This window comes from Flavobacterium daemonense, assembly GCF_007341385.1.
Classification (GTDB): domain Bacteria; phylum Bacteroidota; class Bacteroidia; order Flavobacteriales; family Flavobacteriaceae; genus Flavobacterium; species Flavobacterium daemonense.
Map to the genome: position 1 here is coordinate 20,509 of NZ_VJYD01000020.1, position 20,726 is coordinate 41,234.

Sequence of the window (20,726 nt, forward strand, 5' to 3'; positions counted from 1 at the left end):
TTTGGGTTGTTTAGCAAAGGAACAAAATTCTTCAGACCTGTCAGAATTTTTTTCGTAGTCTTTTTTCAAAAAAAGAGCTCTAATTGTAATTCTTCAAACTTACAATTAGAGCTTTTAATATTTTAATTAATAAACCAATCCAAACTTGAAGTCAATAAGTTTGATTAATAGGCTTATATTTTACAAGATTACAAAGTTCTAATAACCGCAAATTCCACAAATTTTCGCAAATTAATTTGTGCGAATTTGTGGAATTTGTGTTTGACTTTTTTTGTTCAATGAAAATTATTTCACCTCAATCAGTTTATTTCTTGTACCAATTCCGTTTTCATTAAAAGGTTCAATGGTGAAATAATATTTTGTCCCTTTGTCCAGACCTCTAAAATCATATGATTTGTCGCCGTAAACCATAATACTGTTGTACAATTTATCAGGGGCAATTCCGTAATAAATATTGTAACCAACGGCATCATTTTGCTTTTTCCAAGAAATCATGGCGTTGCGTGAATCAGTTTTGTTTCGATCTACTTTAAAAGAAGATACTGCTTTGGGTTTTTCTGCCAAACCATTTCCAAAAACTCTGAAATCTGATATTGCAAACAATCCCGATGCGTTGTGAATGTTCTCCATTTTGATGTAACGCGCTTTGATTGATTTTGTAAGCTCTACATAATCGTGCGGAACATCTTTATCATTTTTAGATTTATCGACAACCAAAGTCCAATTTACAGCATCATCAGACATGAATATTTTATATTGGTAATAAATATCCATCGCCTTGTTATATTGCGTTGCTTTATGATCCGCATAATTAATCTGAAGCGCTTTAATTTCCATTTGTCTTCCCAAATCCATTTGAAGCCATTCGCCAGGATTGCTAGTTTTTGCAGACCAGTAGGTTTGGATATTTTCGTCGGTTAAATTTTCAGCTCCGTAACAGAATTTCTCATAGACTTTTTTCCCTCCGTTATCCATTCTGTGCGTTTCAACTTCCATACATTCTTCAGAAGAAGAAACAGTTACAGGCTTTTTGTATGAAAGCAACATCCAACCAGATGAAACGCCTTTTGTTTGATCGCGCTCGCCCGTTGGAAGCACAATTGGGAAATCTCCGTAAGCTGTAATTGAATACATTACATCATCTTTATCAAATCCGGCGGGAAACATATCGATACGACGCTCAAAACGGTCTTTTATTGAGATTTTACAGGTTCCTGTGTTCCAATAATTTCCGTAAATATCTGCAAAAGTATTACCGTGACCCGCTCCAATTACAAAGCCACCAGGTTTATACGACATCGGATTGTGTTTTTGATACATAAAAGGCCCTAGCGGATTATCTCCTACATGAACTCCATTTGCATAACCTTTAAACTCCGTTGCCGGCGCTCCGTATTGCATATAATACTTTCCATTGTGTTTCGTCATCCAAGCACCTTCAATGAAATTTCCCCAAGGTGCAGGTTCCATATCATTATTTGGTCCAAAACGTTCCCACCCGTGAGATGACGGATCTAAAATTGCAACTTCTTTTATTTGTCCGTAAGGGCGCTGAATATCTTCGACTTCTGTCGCTTTGTATAATTGTGCATAATCCGCTTGATTCCCCTTTGGAAGCCAAGTATTATAATCAACTTCTGTTCCCACAAGAGGTAATTTTCCGCTTGAACCGTAGTACATATATACTTTTTTGTCATCGTCTTGAAAAATCGCTGGATCCCAAGTCGGCAACATAGCTTTATCAACGTGACGTGTCCATCTTCCTGATTTTGGATCAGCCGTTTTCCAAATTGGATGATCTCTTTTCCAAGTTGAACCAACGTAAAACAACGTATCGTTTACCACCCAAGCTGCAGGTGCGCATTGGTCATCGTCGCCCGGTTGTCTTTGAAAACTTCCGTACACAAATTTCCAATCCGACATGTCTTTGCTCCAAAAGAAACCTGCTTGATTTGTGGCAAATAAATAATATTCTCCCTTGTACGTAATGATTACAGGATCAGCACTTGAGCGTCGAGATTCAGGAATTCCATTGTGATTGTGTGTGGTGAAATTGTACCCAATATTAACTGGATTACAATATGTTGTTGCGGGTTTTGCAGGATCAAACCATTCTGTTTTACCAGAATTTTGTGCCAAAAGACTGCCTCCGAAAAACATCGAAAACAAGATCGGCGTAAGTTGTTTATATATCTTTTTCATGGTTAGATTTCTTTAGTAAAGCTTAAAAAGATTAGTTCTTAATCTCTTTTCTTTCCTTTAAAAGTTCGGGTTCATTTGTTGTTATGTAATTGAATTTCTGAGCGATAATCCAATCCATATCTTTTGCATCATTAACAGTCCAAGCGTTTAGGATGATTTTATTGTCCTTTGCTTCCTGTATCCATTCTGGGTGTTTTTGAAAAACAGAATAATGATAATCAACGCCATTGATTTTGTCTGCTCTAACTTCTTTTGGAGATTTATTTCCTTCCAAATATTGCAGCGAAGTTTTTGAATCAATAGCTCTAATTTGTTTCAGAATATCGTAATCAAAACTTATATAGCATGTTTTTTTATTGGCTTTCAGTTTCTTGATGACTTCAACCGTCATTACTGCTGTTTTTTGCCCTCGTTCTTTGCTTATTTCCGAAGGTTTTATTTCGCAAACTAAAAGTGTGTGTTTATTGTTTTTTATTCCTTCTGAAATATATTCATAAAGCGTTGGAAGCTTTTCGCCATTTGATAATTTAAACTTCATCAAATCGGCATAATTTGTTTGTTCGATCAAGAGTTTGTTGAAATGTGCATCGTGATTGATTACTAACGAATCATCCGCAGTTCTCCAAACGTCAAATTCTGACCCGTCCAATTTCAGATCAATTGCATGTCTTAAAGAAGCAATCGAATTTTCAGGAAAATTGTTTTTTTTCCAAGCCCCGCGATGTGCTACAATCGCATTTTTCTGCGCATTGCAAGAAGCAAAAACAACTAACAAGAGTAGAGAAAAAGTGTGAGATATTTTAAAAGTATTCATAGATAAAAAATTAAAAGAGAATATTTATTTTAGAAAAAAAGCCCTCCATATGAAGGGCTCTTAACTAACCAATAAACCAACTATTTAGTTAACTCGAAACTAACTTTCTTGTCGGCAGTTGAATTTCCTCCAACGAAAATATCAAACTGTCCAGGTTCTGCTGCGAACTGCAAATCAGAATTATAAAATTTTAAATCTTCAACAGTGATATCAAAACTTACTGTTTGTTTTTCACCTTTTTTAAGTGCTATTTTTTGGAAACCTTTCAATTCTCTAACAGGTCTTGTTACTGAACCAACTAAATCTCTGATGTATAATTGAACCGTTTCTTTTCCGTCAAAATTTCCAGTATTTGTTACATCAACCGTTACTTTTAATTTTCCGCTGAAATTCATTTTATCAGAAGAAATTTTCAAGTTTGAATAATCAAAAGTTGTGTAGCTCAATCCGTATCCGAATGGGAATAAAGGCTCGTTTCTTTCGTCAATATAATTAGATCTGAATTTTTCGAATTTTCCTTCTGTATTAGAAAGTGGTCTTCCTGTATTTTTGTGTGCGTAATAAATTGGCAATTGACCAACACTTCTTGGGAAAGTTGAAGTTAATTTTCCAGAAGGATTTACATCTCCAAACAAAACATCAGCAATTGCATAACCAGCCTCTGTACCAGCAAACCAAGCATTTAAAATAGCTGGAACTGTTTTTTCTTCTTCAGTAATTACTAAAGGACGTCCGTCAAATAAAACTACAACAACTGGTTTTCCTGTTTTCAATAAAGCGTTTAGTAAATCTTTTTGCGCTTGTGGAATTTGTAAATTCGTACGGCTGCTTGATTCGCCGCTCATTTCTGCAGATTCACCAAGTGCAGCAACAATTACATCTGACTGCTGCGCAACTTTTAAAGCTTCTGCCAATAATTCTTCTTTTGAACGTCCGTCACGGTGCAACGTTTTACCAAACATTGTAGCGTTAGTTTCAAAAGTTTCATCATAATCTAAATTGCTTCCTTTAGCATATAGAACTTTTGTTGATGGTCCTGCAACTTCTTTAATTCCAGCCAATAATGAAACAGCGTTTTCCATTTTTGTAGCCACACTCCAAGTTCCTGGCATGTTTTCTTTAGCATCAGCCAAAGGTCCGATTAAAGCAATAGTTCCTGATTTTTTAAGAGGTAATAATTGGTTTTGATTTTTTAATAAAACCAATGATTGAGCTGCGATTTGACGGGCTTCTTTTCTGCTATCCATTGTGAAGATTTCAGTTTTCGCTCTTTTTTCATCACAGTATTTGTATGGATCTTCAAATAATCCTAAATCGTATTTTGCATCCAAAATAAGTTTAACTGCATTGTCGATTGTTTCCATAGAAACTCTTTTTTCGTCCAATGATTTTTTCAAAGTTCCTAAGAAACCTTCTCCAACCATATCCATTTCAACACCAGCATTTAAAGCCAAAGCCGAAACATCTTGAAGATTCCCCATTCCGTGTTCGATCATTTCTGGAATTCCTGTAAAATCAGTAACTACGAAACCTTTGAAACCCCATTTTTTTCTTAAAACATCTGTCATCAACCATTTATTTCCAGTTGCAGGAACTCCGTCAACTTCATTGAAAGATGCCATAACCGATCCTACACCTGCATCAACTGCGGCTTTGTAAGGAGGAAAATAATCATTGAACATTCTGATGTGGCTCATATCAACTGTGTTATAATCACGTCCAGCTTCTGGCGCGCCATATAATGCGAAGTGTTTAACGCAGGCTAAAATTGAATTGTTTTTTGAAAGGTCGTGTTGCTGATATCCATTAACCATTGCTTTTGCAATTTGGCTTCCTAAATATGGATCTTCTCCAGAACCTTCAGAAACTCTTCCCCAACGTGGATCGCGAGAAATATCAACCATTGGAGAGAATGTCCAGTTGATTCCGTCAGCACTTGCTTCTTTTGCTGCAATTTGCGCACTTCTTTCAATTAAAGCCATATCCCAAGTACAAGACAATCCCAACGGAATTGGGAATGTTGTTTCGTAACCGTGAATAACATCCATACCAAAAAGCAACGGAATTTTTAAACGGCTTTTTTCAACAGCAATTTTCTGTACTTCTTTAATTTTTTGTACTGATTTTATATTGAACAAACCGCCTACTTTACCTTCAGCAATATTTTTTGCAACATTTGAACTATTTGCCTGACCAGTTGTTATATCACCGGATGTTGGTAAATTCAACTGCCCTAATTTTTCTTCTAATGTCATTTTTGACATTAACTCTGCCACAAACTCTGACTTAGGTTTAATTTTCACTGTACTTTTTGTGCTCTTTTTTTGAGCGTAACCCAAAACAGCACATCCTAAAAAAAGTAAGACTAATTTGTTTTTCATTATGTATTATTTATTTGTTTGTATTCGTTTTTCTTTGTTGTAGCATCCAGTCATAAATCGCTGCATTATCATAAACTCTAGTCCAGCTGTTATGTCCCGCATCATCAAAAATGGTCAATTCCACATCTTTGGCATTACATTTTTTTAATTCTTTGTAAATGGTTATCGCATAATCCACATTTACAACATCATCTAATAATCCGTGGAAAATTCTGGTTGGAATACCAGCAATTTTACAAGCACCTTCCAGCGGAATCAAATCTACGAAACCAGCGATAGGCACAACTGCGGCAAACTTATCTGGATAAGAAAGAGCTAAATTCCAAGTTGCCCATCCGCCAGAACTTAAACCGGTAACGTATATTCTATCTGAATCAATTTTATTTTCCTTTTCAATCTTTAAAATCAATTGGTAAATGGATTCAATGTCCCAATTTTCATCTTCTTTACATTGAGGAGCCAAAACATAAGCATCTAATTGATGTGTCTTTAAATAATTCAAAGGCCCGTGAATTTTTACTTTTTCAATATCGGTACCTTTTTCTCCATCTCCCGAAATAAAAACGATCAAAGGCTTCTTTTCTTTAGTATTTGCAGGTTTATGAAGCGCATAACCAAGTTCGTACTTTGACACGATAACTGTATTTATTTTCCCCGTAGTTTCAGATTGAGCGAAACCAAACGCAGAAAATAATAAGACGAGAAGCGTTGTTTTAAATTTCATTTAGATGTAATTAGATTCCGTATTTCCCTGATGTAAAACCTAGTTTTTTCAAACCTTGTTTTGTATCAGATGCATTCATGAATAATTTCCACAATAAACCTGTTCTGTAGTTTTCAACCATAGGAGCAATAGTTCCTTGATCGATTGCTAAATAACGCGTTGTTACCCAATTGTATTGAGGCGAAAAGGCATCATATGGGCCTGCAATTCCAACAAGTTTTGCTCTATTTTCATCATAGATATAATGCAAAAACTTCATTGCTTCAACTGGTGCATATGGAAACGATGATAAAGCTGCTGTTGGCGAAATTACTCCATTATCGTTATTTGGCTGATGCGCTGTATAACCCGTTGTCCCATCAGGATTTCTCGTATAACTTGCTGTCAATCCCCAACATTTATCTGAATAATCTTTAAATCCTTTTGGATTGGCAATGCTGTACTGAACCATGATTTTTGCATGATTTTGTGTCAATTGCCAATAATCAGCATATTTATCTTTCAGCATATTTGGATCTAAACCTAAGTACGAATAGTGCGACCAAAACATTGGCCCAACATTTCCAACGGCTCCGTTATAACTTAAAACAACCGGAATTCCATACTGAGAACCTCCATTTACTATGGCGCCATTTCTCGCCCAAGCCTGATGATACGCTTCCGCAGAAATTGGATGCGTTGGAGATGAAGCTGCCATAACATACGTAATCAAACATTCGTTGTAACCTTCCAATTTAAAGTTCATTTCCCAGCCATAACTTGGCGACCAATGCCAATACAAAGCATTTTCTCCTTTTGTGTACCAGTCCCATTCAACACCTTTCCAAAGTTCATCTGCTTTTGCAGCCAATGCTTTTTCAGAAGTGCTTCCGTTTTTAAAATATTCGCGAATCGTAATTAAAGCTTGACAAACAAAAGATGTTTCCACCAAATCGCCACCATTATCTTTTGTTCCAAATGGTATAACTTTCCCCGATTTATTGTCCATCCAATGTGGCCATGCACCGTGAAAACGATCAGCATTTTCAAGGAAAGTCAATGCCGTAGTAAGTCTAGAAACAGCTTCAGCCCTAGGCAAAAAACCTCTTTCTACGCCTACAACTATAGTCATTAATCCAAACCCTGAACCTCCTGTAGTTATAATATTTGACTCAAAATTAGGGTCTTCCGTCAGGTATCTTTCTCTTGCCAATTTTGAATTAGCGTCAGCATAATCCCAAAAATATTTTATTGCATCTTTTTGAACCTGATCCATTGCTTCAGCATCAGTCAAAGGTTTGGTTGGCGTTGTTGGATTTGTCGGCAATGGAGTTCCGCCTCCCGATCCCTCTGGAGTAGATGATGAGCATGAATTAAAAAAGCTCAAAAAAGCAACTAGGTATATTGAAATTTTCATTTTATTCTAAATAATATTAACTAAATAATACACCCGGAGGAAACCTCCAGGTGTATTGAAAAAATAATTATCTCTTATCTTTTTCCAGTTTATATAAAGCCGTAACTTCATTTTCTGCAAGAACTGAGTCGTAAATTCTTAATTCATCCATTAAACCAGTATAGTGAAGCATCCAACTATCTGGAGCACCCCATGGAGCACCCAAATGCTGTTGATAACCACCAATAATGAATTTTGAAACTTCAGAATTAGCTAATTCTCCAAATGGACCACCGCCCGTTGCAGGATCGCTAGCATATCTTTTTGAAATAGATTCTGGCAATGTTACTTTTTTTCCATCAATATAAAGGCTGTAAGTCGAACTTGTTCCGTTATATGTCCAAACTAAATGTTTCCATGCTCCAAACATATTAGGCAAAGCATTTGCTCCTCCATGCTCAATAAATTGTCCTGCAAAAGGGATACTTGGAGTAACGTCTCTTTGAATGTGATTTTTAAGAAACATTTTTTCTGGTCCATTTGCTTCAATTAAAGTAAAGATGTTACCCCAGAAATCAGTTTTCTTTGGAAGCATAAACAATGACTGAGCGCCTCCAGTATGAGGATCTGTTTTGATCCACATTGAAACAGTGATATTTTTTACGCCTACTATAGAACTTGCAACATTGTTATATGCAATAAATGTTGTTGGAGAACCTTTATAAGCACTTCCTTTAATACCTGTGTCATAAGAAACGTCTGTTCCTGTTCCGCCAGTTATTCCACCTTTTGAATCGCTGATGTTTCCATCAAAACTGAATTTAGCAAGTAAATGGCTTGGTGCAATATCATCTGAATTCTCATATCCGCCAATTGACTCGTATGGAATTGGGCTGTTCACTTTATCAATACTATCCTCACAGCTCACAAAAATTTGCGAAGCCAAAGCAAAAGAAAGTAATAAAATAGATTTATTTTTTTTCATTTTAATTAAGATTTAAGGATTAGTAACCAGGATTTTGAGCCGATAAACCACCAGCTTGTTTAATGAACGATGCCGGAATTGGGAATAATTCATTTTTACCTTCTGTGAATACTTTGCCATCAACCGCAAAAGCAGCTTTAGCTTGGCCAGTACGAACTAAATCAAAAAATCTGTCGTGCTCAAAAGCCATTTCTACTCTTCTTTCTTTCCAGATTGCTGTTCTAACATCTGCTTGCGAACTTGCAGTTGTGTTTCCTAAACCAGCTCTGTTTCTAATTTGATTCACTAACGGAATTGCTGCAGAAGTTTGTCCTAATTCATTTGATGCTTCTGCTTTCATTAATAAAACTTCAGCATATCTTAAATATTTAATATCAACATCTGTTTCCCAAGCATTTGTGTATGCAGATGAATAGGCTTTGTAGTTGTATCTTTCGTTTTCAACTGTATTTGGAATTACTCTTCCATCATATAAAGTCTGACCTCTAAAAATGATCGTTGCTGCTTTTCTAACATCGCCCGCCTCATATGCATTTACTAAACTTTGAGATGGCGTATTGAAACCCCAGCCCCAGCCTCCAGTACCACGAGCGCCTTGTGTATTAGAATAACCTTCGATTCCTTTTGACGGTACAGCACCTTGTGCATAGATTTCAAAGATAGATTCAGAGTCAAATTTTCCTGTCGCTTTGTATTGTGATGCATAATCACTTACAAGTGCATAACCTGTAACTTTATTGCAATTATCGATTACTTGCTGCCATTTCTTTTGGTACAAACTTACTTTTGCTAATAAAGCATAAGCTGCGCCTTTTGAAACTCTTGCTTTTTCATCAGCTGAATAAGCTGTTTTATCTGGTAATGCCGCAATAGCATCATTTAAATCAGCTTCGATAAAAGTGTAAACTTCTGCAGCAGTTTTACGTGTCAACTGCATAACTCTATCTGATTCTAAACCAGGAACTGGCAAATGATCAACAATTGGTACACCTCCGTAACATTTTACTAAAGTAAAGTACATAAATGCTCTCATAAATTTAGCTTCACCAGCTAATCTGCTTCTTAAGCCAGCATCAACTTTATCTAATTTTGGAAGTATATTCAACGCTTGATTACATCTGTTGATTCCATCATAATTAGCAATAAAAGTACTTTCTGCAGAAGGATTAGAAGCATTGTAAGTCAATGCATCCAATACATCTTTGTCTGTTCCTGTATCTCCTGGAGATGATCCTTTGTCAGCATCATCAGAAGTAATACTTGACAAACCAATCCATCCAAAAGAAGTCATATCCCAATTTAGAAACTTGTTGTAAATAGCGGTAACAAACTGCGCTGCTCCTGCATCATTATTATACAACTCCGTATCATTTGTCGAAATAGTTTCTGTTTGATCTACGTCTAAATAGTCGCTTGAACATCCCGTAAAAATGGATGCTGATAATACAAACGCTGCTATATATATCTTTTTCATCTTATTAAAATTTTAAATTAGCACCAATTACAAACGATCTTAAAGTTGGATAAGCATCCAGCTCCACACCTTGAGTTCCATAAGGATCTCCATCTCCATTTAACTCTGGAGAAAATCCTGAGAATTTTTGTGTAATAAATGGGTTAATAGCATTTACATACAATCTGCAAGAACTAATAAAATTGTTGCTTGCGATAGGCAGTTTGTAACCAACTGTAATATTGTTTATTCTGAAGAAATCGCCAGACTCTAAGTAATAAGTAGAAGCTACTGGCACTTCATTGAATGGTGCAGGATTTGAAGCCGATAAATTATTTAGTGTCCAGAAATTTGTAGCTAAAGAATCTTCAATATTTTCTCCTGAGAAACGTTGCGCTTTTTTACCATTATAAACTTTAGCGCCACCAGTTCCGTATCCGTCAACTGAGAAATCAAAGTTTTTGTAGTTGAAACCTAATGTGATTCCGTAGTTTGTTTTTGGCAAACTAGATCCCATGTATTTTCTATCTTTATTAGCATCTAAAGCATCTTGAGTAACTTTATCTCCTGCTGCATTATAGTATAACATTTTTCCGTTTGTAGCGTCAAAACCAGCATATTCATAAAGATAAAAACTTCCTAATGGCTGACCGATTGTAGTGTTATCCAACAATTTAGTTGTTTGACCATTTCCTAAGCTACCACCAGTTTTTGGAGCCAAAATAACGTCTTTCAAACCTGTAAGCTCATTTTTATTGTTTGAAAAGTTTCCACCAATCCAATAGCTGAAATTGTCTCCAATTTTATCTTCCCAACGCAATGAAATCTCATATCCTTTGTTTGATACTTCTCCAACGTGTGCTGGTGATTGATCAGTAAGTCCTGATGTCATGTATGGTTTAGTAAACAAAATTACATTTGATGTATTTTTGTCATACAAATCAAAAGATCCTTTTAATCTGTTGTTCAATAATTCGAAATCTAAACCTACAGAAGATTCTTCAGTAACCTCCCAAGATAAGCTAGGGTCAATTTGTGAACTGATCGTAGTTCCTTCATATAAAATAGAACCTCCTAAATAAGCATTTTTACCTGAAGCATAAGACTGATTGTTAAGCGGTACATTTTGGTTACCTAATTTACCCCAACCTCCTCTTAATTTCAATAAATTGATCGCTTTAACATCAGACATGAAATCTTCTTTTGTTATAACCCATCCTAAACCAAAAGCTGGAAAAGTTCCCCAACGATAATCTTTACCAAAGTTAGATGATCCGTCACGTCTAAGTGTTCCCGTAACTAAATATCTATCCATTAATTTGTATTGAAAACGACCAAAATAAGATGCTAATTTCGTTTCGTTGAATACTACATCGTATAAACTTGTTACCGTTGCAGCATATTCAACTCCATGTCCTGCATTTGGATCATTTAAAGCCCAGTAATTTGAATCTGGATTAACATTTTTTCTAGCAATTGTAAGCTTTTCTCTTGGCCCTTTTACAGAAGTCTCGATACCAGCTGTTGCTTCTACGTCATGAATTTCAGCAAATACTTTGTTGTATGTCAAATAATTAGATAAGTTCCAGTTAAAGTATTGCTCTCTTCCTTTTGTCAATAAATTGATATTTCCGTTTGGAAATTCTTTTGCATAATCGCTATCCACTTTATTAGGATTTGCAGCTAACCAGATATTTTTAGTGTCATCGTAGTTATACTGTTTCCAAGTATAAAATTCTCCATTAAATTGAGAAGTAAATTTTAATGATTTGATGATTTCATAATCTAATTTCAAACCACCTTGCAATGTTACGCTTCTTTGTTGTTCATCGTAAAAATTCAGCTGAGCAACTGGATTTCCAACATTGTTGAATGAAGAACCTGTTTCACTTGCAAACCCATTTTCACCTACACGAGATACACCATATTTACCATCAGCAAAATATACTGGCACAATAGGAGATTGTTTGTAAGCATTTGTAAATGCGCTTAATGGTTTTGGAGATGAATTTGCGCTTGAAACACTAAAGTTTTGATTTAAAGTTACTTTCTTAGAAATTTTGTATTCGTTATTATTTCTAAACGTTGTACGGCCAAAATCTAAACCATTTAAAACAGCTTTTTCTTCGTAATTTCCTAAACTGAAAAAATATTTTACATTTTCAGTAGCTCCTGAAACTGACACGTTATTTTGTGTATAGCTTCCTGTTCTTGTGATTTCATCAAACCAATCTGTATTAACAGGCTGATCTTGTGAAAAAGTCGTTGATTGCAAAGCTGCATTTGAATAGTATGAATACTTGTTGCTGCCCGCCATTTTTACAGTTTTAAGAGGTGCTCTAAAACCTGCAAAACTTTCAACTTCTACAGAAACTTTGTCTCCTGAACCTTTTTTAGTCGTAATAATGATAACTCCATTTGCGGCTCTAGTACCGTAAATTGCTAAAGCAGAAGCATCTTTTAAAATCTCATACGATGTAATATCGTTAGTATTGATGTTATTGATGTTTTCAGTCTGCATTCCGTCAACAATATATAAAGGATTTCTTCCTCCGATTGCTGTACCCAAACCTCTAATAACAACTGAAGGAGTACTTCCTGGCAAATCAGATGAAATTACCTGAACACCAGCCGCTTTACCTTGAATAGCTTGTGAAGCATTTAAAACTTTGGTTTTTACAATCTCTTCCGATTTAATTGAGGAAATTGCTGTCGTATTATCAACCTTTTTTCTGGTTCCGTATCCAATTACAACAACTTCTTTTAAAGCAGTGTCCTCAGATTCCTTTAAGGTGATTTTCATTGGTGCTGTGGTTGCTGGCACAGAAACTGGATCGAATCCCAGCATCGAGATTTTTAAAATCTCACCTTCTTTGGCATTGATTGTAAAGTTACCGTCGAAGTCAGCATCAGCAGTTGTTCTGGAATTTGAAGCACTGATTACGGCTCCCGGAATCCCCATTCCGCTGCTGTCTACTACTTTTCCTTTAATTGCTTGCCCAGACATATAAGCCGGTAGCAGCAATAGCGCTAAAAAGCTAAAAATAAAATTTTTCATACAGTATGTAATCGTTTAAGTTAGTAGAGCCAAATTAAACAATTACAACGTTGTAGTACATCAAACAGCACTACTACATAGCTACATCATTATGTTAAAATACTTTTATATACTACTGAAAATCAATACTATAAATGTTAATTTATTTTCTTTAACATAACCTTATGATGTAGTAATGATGTGTTGGAATTCTATAAAAAAAGGAATAGAAAAATATAAAATATTTAAAATTTAATGTCAAATCTTACAGAGTTAATAAAAACTTTGACAGGTTTTCTTCCTGATTCAGGTTTAGCTTCTTTCTTAAGCGATATCTGTGCAATTCTACGCCTCTAAATGAGATATTCATCATAGGGGCAATTTCCTTAGATGAAAGGTTCATTTTTAGGTAAACACACAACTTAATATCTTTTGGTGTCAGATTCGGGAATTTCTTCGAAAGATTAATAATAAACTCATTGTGGATCTGATTTAAGTTTGTTTCAAAAATCTCCCACTCGTGTTTGTTCACTTCATTAATCTTGATCGCTTTTTTAATTTCGCTTTTAAGCTTATTAAAATCTTTTTCAGAATCCAGAATATTTTGAATGTTCTCAATCATTTCGCTTTGCTTGGCAATAGAAAGTGATTTTCCAGCAACTTCTGATGATTTTGTTTGAAGTTCTAATTCTAAAATATGTTTCTCGTATTCCTGAACATTCAATTCATTCTCTTTTTTCAATTCCATTTCTAGAATCTCACGTTGATGTTTCAGTTCTTCTGCCTGCAATTTTAATTTTTGCGTATAGCGAAGTTTATTCCATTTGTAATAAAAGAACAAAACAGCTCCAATAAGCAATAAGTAAAGCAATATCATCCAAAATGAAAAATACCAAGGTTGCGCTACTTTAAATTCAAAAGATACAACCTCATCATAATTTGCTCCGTCATGCTTAAAAATTACAACTGAATGAAAACCACTATTTAGGTTATTCAAAACAATTGTTCCGTTTGAAATTGGAATGTAATTTTTACTGCCGTTTAACTGATAAAATAAATTTGGTTTGCTTGCGCCATAAATTCCCGATATTACGTTGATGCGCAATTCGGTGTTGTGTTTTATTTTTCCTTCGTCTGGCAATAACATATTATTGTTGTACGCTTCGACTTTGACTCCGGTATTTTGATTGTTTTCATACGAAAGCTGCAATGAAATAAATCCGTCATCAAGATTCATCAAATAATGATTATTGCTTTTGAAGATTCGCAGGTTTTCATTAATCAATTTTCCTTTATAATATTTCTCCTGAATCATGTTCCAGACAAACTTGTTGCCATTTGCATAAATATGATATAAGATCCCCTCTTGAAGTACTATAAAATGATTTTCGTCGATGGCAACAACATCAGAGATATTTTTAAAATTTGTATTGAACAGTTCGTTCTCTTCTAATTTATTTGTAATTGAATTGAAAGTGTACCAAACGTTATTGATCAAGAAAAGAATTTCATCTCTAAATTCAAAAATCTTTACGCCAAAGTCATTTTCTATTTTACTCTGCTGCGTAATATTTTCAACTTTTGTGGTTTTAAAATTATCATCAAAAAGAACTCGATATAAGCCACGGTAATTATCTGCTGCCCAAATTTCGTTTCTTTTATTCTGTGCAACATATTTTATTGGTTTAGAAAGATCATCGATTTTTTTGCTTTCGTTTAATTTTGAAACATTGTCATAAACCAAAATTCCGCTGTAAGTCGATTGAAAATAAGTGTCATTTATAATACTTTTTGACAAATTCCATCCACCACTCACATTGTTGATTTTTGTTAACGCGCCACTCTCATAACAAAATGTTCCGTCATTATGTCCAATGACATATTTACTGCCAATTTTTGTAATATTCCACCCCTGTCCTTGTGTGTTGGGAAGCATTTTAAAATTCCCAGATTCGAATTCAAAAATACCGTGATTCGAGGCAATCAAATAGCCTTTATCGATTGTGGCAACAGAATAAACAGAACCTAGAAGCCCTGAATTATCATAGAAAAATGAAATCGGTGAATTTACCTCGACATGCGCAATTCCGTTATCAAGTCCGAGCCATAAATCTTGTTCTTTATCAAAACCAATGCATAAAACCGAATTGTTCATTAAAACATTATTGCGGTCGATATTTTTAAAAGTCGACGTATTGAAATCATAAATAAAAACACCTTTATTTCCTGTTCCGATAACTAATTTATTGTTTTTGATGAATTTTGCTACGTTGATTCCGGTTCCTTTCAATGTTTCGTTCAACGGATTGTTCCAAGCCGTCAATCCATTTTTCTCAACAATAAAAACGCCTTTTTTATGGGTAAAAATATACGTTTTGCCTTTATATTTTTCAATTGCGTGAACGACTGTATTTTTTAAAATATCCCAACCTTTCGGGTTTGCAATTTTTGAGCCATTCATTCTAAAAATACCTTTGTTGACAGAAGCAACATACAGGTTTTTATCGACAACAAAACAATATGATATCAGGAAAGGAAATTTGATTTTTTTAATGTGTTTTCCATCATAAATAAAAACATCATTGAAAGATTGAAAATACAGCGAGCCATTAAACCTGAAAATTTTCCAGATTTCTTCATTGTCTTTTTCATCAAACAAACGCAGATTTTTAGTAATCGAAACGTAAAGCATTTTTCCGTCCTTTCGATACCAATATCCAAATTCTTTATACGAACCCGAATAAATTCGGTCGCCTTCAATTAAAATGGAACGAATAATGGTTTTGTTTGGCAAAGAATATTTTTCCCAAACTACGCCGTCATATCGCAGTAAGTAATGATTATTGGCAAAATACATTGCACGATCACGACCTTGAGCAATGTTCCATATTTGATTATCGCCCTGATAATCTGATTTATTGTAATTTTCAACAAAGGGAAGTAATTCTTGTGCTTGTATGTGTGAAGCAATGAAAAAGAAGAAAACTAGTTTTAAAAGTGTAGATTTCAAGATATTCAGTTTTATAGCCAAAGATACTCACAAATATTTAATTTTTAGACCTAAAAAAAGCCTCTCGACAGAGAAGCTTTTTTAAAATGGGTTTGTATTTTAACTGTTTAATAATTGATAAACCTGATTTGCAATTTCATATTCTTCATCCGTCGGAACAACCAAAACTTTAGTATTTGAATTTGCTTTATTGATTTCTCTGACTTCTTTTGAGCGAATTTGATTTTTATCCGAATCAATTTCAATTCCGAAATAATCCATATCCGTACAAACCAATTGACGCATATATGAAGAATTTTCGCCAATTCCTGCCGTAAAAACAATAGCATCCAAACCATTCAAAGCAGCAACATACGCGCCAATAGTTTTTTTGATACGATACGCATTCATTAACAGTGCCAACTGGCAATCTTTATTTCCTTTTGCGGCTTCTGCTTCAATATCACGCAAATCACTGTAACCTGTAAGACCAAGCATACCGCTTTGTTTCAGTAAAACTGCATTTACTTCATCTGGCGTATATCCCAAATTTTTAATCATATAAAAAACCACAGATTGGTCAATATCGCCCGCACGCGTTCCCATAATCAAACCATTTGACGGCGAAAATCCCATTGAAGTATCAATACATTTTCCGTCTTTTACAGCCGCCATACTGCAACCGTTTCCTAAATGAATGGTAATTATTTTTGAATGTTTTTCTAGAAATTTAATTGCTTTTTCCGAAACATATTTATGACTTGTTCCATGAAAACCATAAACACGAACTTTATTTTCTGTCAAAAGATAATTCGGAATCGCATATCGATAAGCTTCTTCTGGCATGGTTTGGTGAAAAGCAGTATCAAAAACGGCAATTTGTTCCGCCGAACTAAATATTTCTTCTGCAACATTAATTCCTTCTAAATTGGCAGGATTATGCAATGGCGCCAACTCAAAAAGTTGTTTGATCTTTGATTTTACTTTTTCGTCAATTTTAACCGTATCGCTAAAATCGCTTCCGCCGTGCACTACGCGATGTCCAACGGCAGCAATTTCTGAAGTTGATTTAATTACCCCTTTTTCGGCATCTAAAAGCATATTGGCTACTTTTTGCAAACCTACTTTATGATTCGGAATTGGAAGTGATTCTTCTATCGAATTTGAAGCCGTTTTAAAAGTCACATTTGAAGTTTCTAAACCAATTCTGTCAATCATTCCCGAACAAATTACTTCGTTCTCTGGCATAACCATTAATTGATATTTTATTGACGAACTTCCTGAGTTTATAATTAGTATTTTCATTTTTTTTAAGTTGCTAAGGTTCTAAGATACTAAGGTGCTGAGTTTTTTTTACCTCAAAGACAGAAATTTTAATTGTTGAGATTAGCACGCGAATGAATCGGATTTACTTCGTAAAGACACGGATTAAAACGGATCTTTCAATTTTTCAAAAATAAAATCCGTGTAAATCTGCGTTTTCACATAGCGAATCAGTCGCATGCGTGATCTATTTTTTTAATTCATAATTCATAATTCACAATTAACCTAAAGTCCTTGAGCCTGAATTGCCGTAATTACTACGGTATTGATAATATCATCAACAGTACAGCCACGACTTAAATCGTTTACGGGTTTGTTTAAACCTTGAAGCATTGGCCCAATTGCCAAAGCTCCCGTTTCTCTCTGAACGGCTTTATAAGTGTTATTTCCCGTATTTAAATCAGGAAAAATCAACACGCTCGCCTGCCCTGCCACTTCAGAATCTGGCATTTTACTTTTTCCGACAGCGCGATCTACTGCAGCATCATATTGAATTGGTCCTTCGATTTTTAAATCGGGGCGTTTTTGTTTTACAATTTCGGTTGCTGTTCTTACTTTATCCACTTCATCCCCTTTTCCAGAAGCTCCAGAAGAATACGATAGCATGGCGATTTTTGGCTCAATTCCGAAAGCCGAACTTGATTCTGCTGACGAAATAGCAATTTCTGCCAATTGTTCAGCCGTTGGGTTTGGATTAATCGCGCAATCACCAAAAACAGAAACTCTGTCTTCCAAACACATAAAAAATACAGAAGAAACTACTGAAGAATTAGGTTTTGTTTTAATAAACTGCAATGCTGGCAAAATGGTATGTTGCGTAGTGTGCGCGGCTCCCGAAACCATTCCGTCTGCGTGACCTTTATACACCATCATAGTTCCGTAATACGAAACATCTTCCATTAAATCTCTTGCCATGGTTATACTTATATTCTTCGCTTTTCTAAGCTCATAATAAGTATTAGCATAATCCTCAAAAAGTTTTGATTCTTTTGGATTAATAATCTGCACTTTTGAAAAATCAAATGTAAGTCCCAGTTCGGCAACTTTGCTTTCAATTTGTTTTTTATCTCCAATGATTGAGATATCAACTACATCCATATCTAGCAATCTTGAGGCTGCAGTGATAATTCGGTCGTCATTTCCTTCTGGGAGTACAATATGTTTGCGATGTTGTTTGGCTCTTTTCACCATATTGTACTGAAACATTTTTGGCGTCATTCCCTCTGGCTGGAAAGTAATTACTCGCTCAGACAAAGCCTCAATTTCAACGTATTTTTCAAATGTGCTGATCGAAGTTTCAATTTTATGCGTGTTTGAAGCATAAATCTCCGATTTTATTGCGCCTATTTTATTTGTAATATTATAGGTTCCGCCATCAACAGCAATAATGGGAACAATTGCCGAAAGTCCCTCTATCAATTTTAAAATACTATCCTCAGGAACAATATTTCCAGTCAAAATTATACCGGAAATCGTGGGATAATTAACCGATTCATTTGCTTGCAAAGCTCCTAAAATAATGTCTGAACGATCTCCTGGCGTAATCACAAGCGCATTATTATTCAAATGCACTAGATAATTATGCAACTGCATTGCTCCTACACTGTAATGACCAATTTCGTTATTTAGATAGTTTTCGCCAAATAAAACTTTGGCATCAAGTTCATTTACAATTTCCTGCATAGTAGGATTGTTCAAGCTTGATATTAGAGGAATTGTATTTACCAAAACATTTGGAGGCAAACTCTTTTGCAAGCTTTTGGTAACCAGTTTTATATTTTCAGGCTGCACTTTATTGGCGAAAACCGATAAAACCTCAACTTCTTTCACTTTAAAAGAGTCGTAAACCAAATATAGACTATCAACAAGTTCTTCCAAAGTTTTTCCAACACCGGAGCCAATGATTATGGTTGGAATCCCGAGATTTTTTGCAATTAAGACATTCAAATCCAATTCAATTGAAGTGCCTTCGCCTGTGAAGCTCGTTCCTTCCACCAAAACAAAATCAAAGCGTTCTTCAAGTTTTTTATACTTTTCGATAATTAAATCTAAAATCTCGCCTATTTTGCCTTTATTTTTCTTCTTGATCAGTTTGCTTTTGGTAATTGCATACGCATCTTCAAACTTAATATCAAGGTTAAAATGCGACAAAACTGTTTCGATATGATTGTCTTGTTCACCATCTACAAAATCTTCTACAATAGGCCTGAAATAACCCACTTTTGCTGTTTTACCAAGCAAAATACTCATTAAACCAAGGGTAATTATCGATTTACCGCTATTATGATCACTTGTGGCAATGTATATCGCTTTACTCATAATGTATGTTTTAAAACTGTCTCTTTTTATAAAATAAAAACGCTAAAACCAACGTCTTTTTTTGAAATATATAATCAACGCGATAACCAGTAAAAACATTACGCCCATAACTACAAAATAACCATTTTCAGTCTTTAGTTCTGGCATGTTTTCAAAGTTCATTCCGTATACTCCAACAATAAATGTCAGCGGAATAAATATGGCCGAAATGATTGTCAACGTTTTCATAATTTCATTCATTTTTCGGCTTTGTTCCGAAAAATAAAAGTTTGATGCGCTTTCCAACGCACTCATATCTGACTCTATTTGTTCTAAAAGCTCCAAACTCTTTTGGTGAAGCCTGATAAAGAAATTAAATGTTTCCTTTTTAATAAGACCGTTATTCTCACTTTCATCGTCGTCTTTAATCGTTTTCAGATAATACAACGAATCTCGAAGAGGTACAATGGAACGTTTTAAAAAATTAAAATTGTCACGATGATTTTCAATTTTTTCCAAAATAACAGGATGTGCTCCCTTTTTAGCTTTATTGATTAATTCTTCGATCTTTTCCTCTTCATCTTCAATAGTTATATAGAAGTTCTCCATTACGGCATCAAGCAACAAATACAGAAGGTAATCGACTTTTTTTGTTCTTACAATTCCCGCATGCGTGCGAAGGCGCTCCCGAATATGTGTAAAGAAATCACTTCTTTTTTCTTGGAAAGAAATCAGTAATCCATCTTTTAAAATAAAACTAAGTTGCTCAACACTAATATTATCTGAATATTCAGAGGGCAAAAGCGATTTTATATTGAAAAAAAGAACGTTTTGCTGTTCTTCTAATTTGGTTCTTTTTGTGGTATTTAAAATATCGGCTAAAAGAAAATCATCGAGCTTAAAATGAGCTCCAATTGTTTTTATTAAATCAATGTCATTTAAGCCATGAATATTCAGCCAATTGTTTTTAGTATAATCAAAACAAGAATTTAAAGCTAAAACGGTAAACTTATCGTATTCAATAACATCATTATCATCATATACAAAAAGCTGCATTTCGGTTTCATTTTCTTTGTGCGTGCCTGTATACTCTAATGTAATGTGCTGCAGCTTGCGCCCTTTCTTATATTTAATCTTTCTCATTC

12 protein-coding genes are annotated in these 20,726 nt (G+C 34.8%); all 12 read right to left on the bottom strand.

The features are described from left to right. Positions 1–285: 285 nt before the first annotated feature. Positions 286–2,202 carry a discoidin domain-containing protein gene (locus FND99_RS18925; protein WP_144339498.1) on the bottom strand — a complete coding sequence of 639 codons (1,917 nt, stop codon included), beginning with the start codon at positions 2,200–2,202 and terminating at the stop codon, positions 286–288. 31 nt (positions 2,203–2,233) lie between these two features. Further along, the gene (locus FND99_RS18930; protein ID WP_144339499.1) at positions 2,234–3,016 is read right to left on the bottom strand and encodes a glycerophosphodiester phosphodiesterase family protein; all 783 of its coding nucleotides are present in this window, start codon (positions 3,014–3,016) and stop codon (positions 2,234–2,236) included. An 80-nt stretch (positions 3,017–3,096) separates the two neighbouring features. After that, on the bottom strand, positions 3,097–5,397 hold the full coding sequence (bglX, locus tag FND99_RS18935; RefSeq protein ID WP_144339500.1) for a beta-glucosidase BglX: 2,301 nt from the start codon (positions 5,395–5,397) through the stop codon (positions 3,097–3,099). A gap of 10 nt (positions 5,398–5,407) precedes the next feature. After that, positions 5,408–6,121: a carboxylesterase family protein gene (locus FND99_RS18940; RefSeq protein WP_144339501.1), complete on the bottom strand. Its 714-nt coding sequence runs from the start codon at positions 6,119–6,121 to the stop codon at positions 5,408–5,410. A 10-nt stretch (positions 6,122–6,131) separates the two neighbouring features. After that, a complete protein-coding gene (locus tag FND99_RS18945) occupies positions 6,132–7,517 on the bottom strand; it encodes a glucoamylase family protein (RefSeq protein ID WP_144339502.1) in 1,386 nt (461 codons plus the stop codon). Positions 7,518–7,584: 67 nt separating this feature from the next. Then, positions 7,585–8,481, bottom strand: a complete 897-nt coding sequence (locus tag FND99_RS18950; RefSeq protein ID WP_144339503.1) for a LamG domain-containing protein — start codon at positions 8,479–8,481, stop codon at positions 7,585–7,587. Positions 8,482–8,500: 19 nt separating this feature from the next. Next, complete coding sequence (locus FND99_RS18955; protein ID WP_144339504.1) at positions 8,501–9,955, bottom strand: RagB/SusD family nutrient uptake outer membrane protein; 1,455 nt, start codon at positions 9,953–9,955, stop codon at positions 8,501–8,503. Between the two features lie 4 nt (positions 9,956–9,959). Then, positions 9,960–12,992, bottom strand: a complete 3,033-nt coding sequence (locus FND99_RS18960; protein WP_144339505.1) for a SusC/RagA family TonB-linked outer membrane protein — start codon at positions 12,990–12,992, stop codon at positions 9,960–9,962. 244 nt (positions 12,993–13,236) lie between these two features. Continuing rightward, the gene (locus tag FND99_RS18965; RefSeq protein ID WP_144339506.1) at positions 13,237–15,981 is read right to left on the bottom strand and encodes a helix-turn-helix and ligand-binding sensor domain-containing protein; all 2,745 of its coding nucleotides are present in this window, start codon (positions 15,979–15,981) and stop codon (positions 13,237–13,239) included. Between the two features lie 99 nt (positions 15,982–16,080). Then, entirely contained in the window at positions 16,081–17,265 is a 1,185-nt protein-coding gene (locus tag FND99_RS18970) for an acetate/propionate family kinase (protein ID WP_144339507.1), read from the bottom strand. A gap of 243 nt (positions 17,266–17,508) precedes the next feature. Continuing rightward, on the bottom strand, positions 17,509–19,602 hold the full coding sequence (gene pta, locus FND99_RS18975) for a phosphate acetyltransferase (protein ID WP_144339508.1): 2,094 nt from the start codon (positions 19,600–19,602) through the stop codon (positions 17,509–17,511). 42 nt (positions 19,603–19,644) lie between these two features. After that, positions 19,645–20,724 carry a magnesium/cobalt transporter CorA gene (corA, locus tag FND99_RS18980; protein ID WP_144339509.1) on the bottom strand — a complete coding sequence of 360 codons (1,080 nt, stop codon included), beginning with the start codon at positions 20,722–20,724 and terminating at the stop codon, positions 19,645–19,647. Positions 20,725–20,726 lie beyond the last annotated feature (2 nt).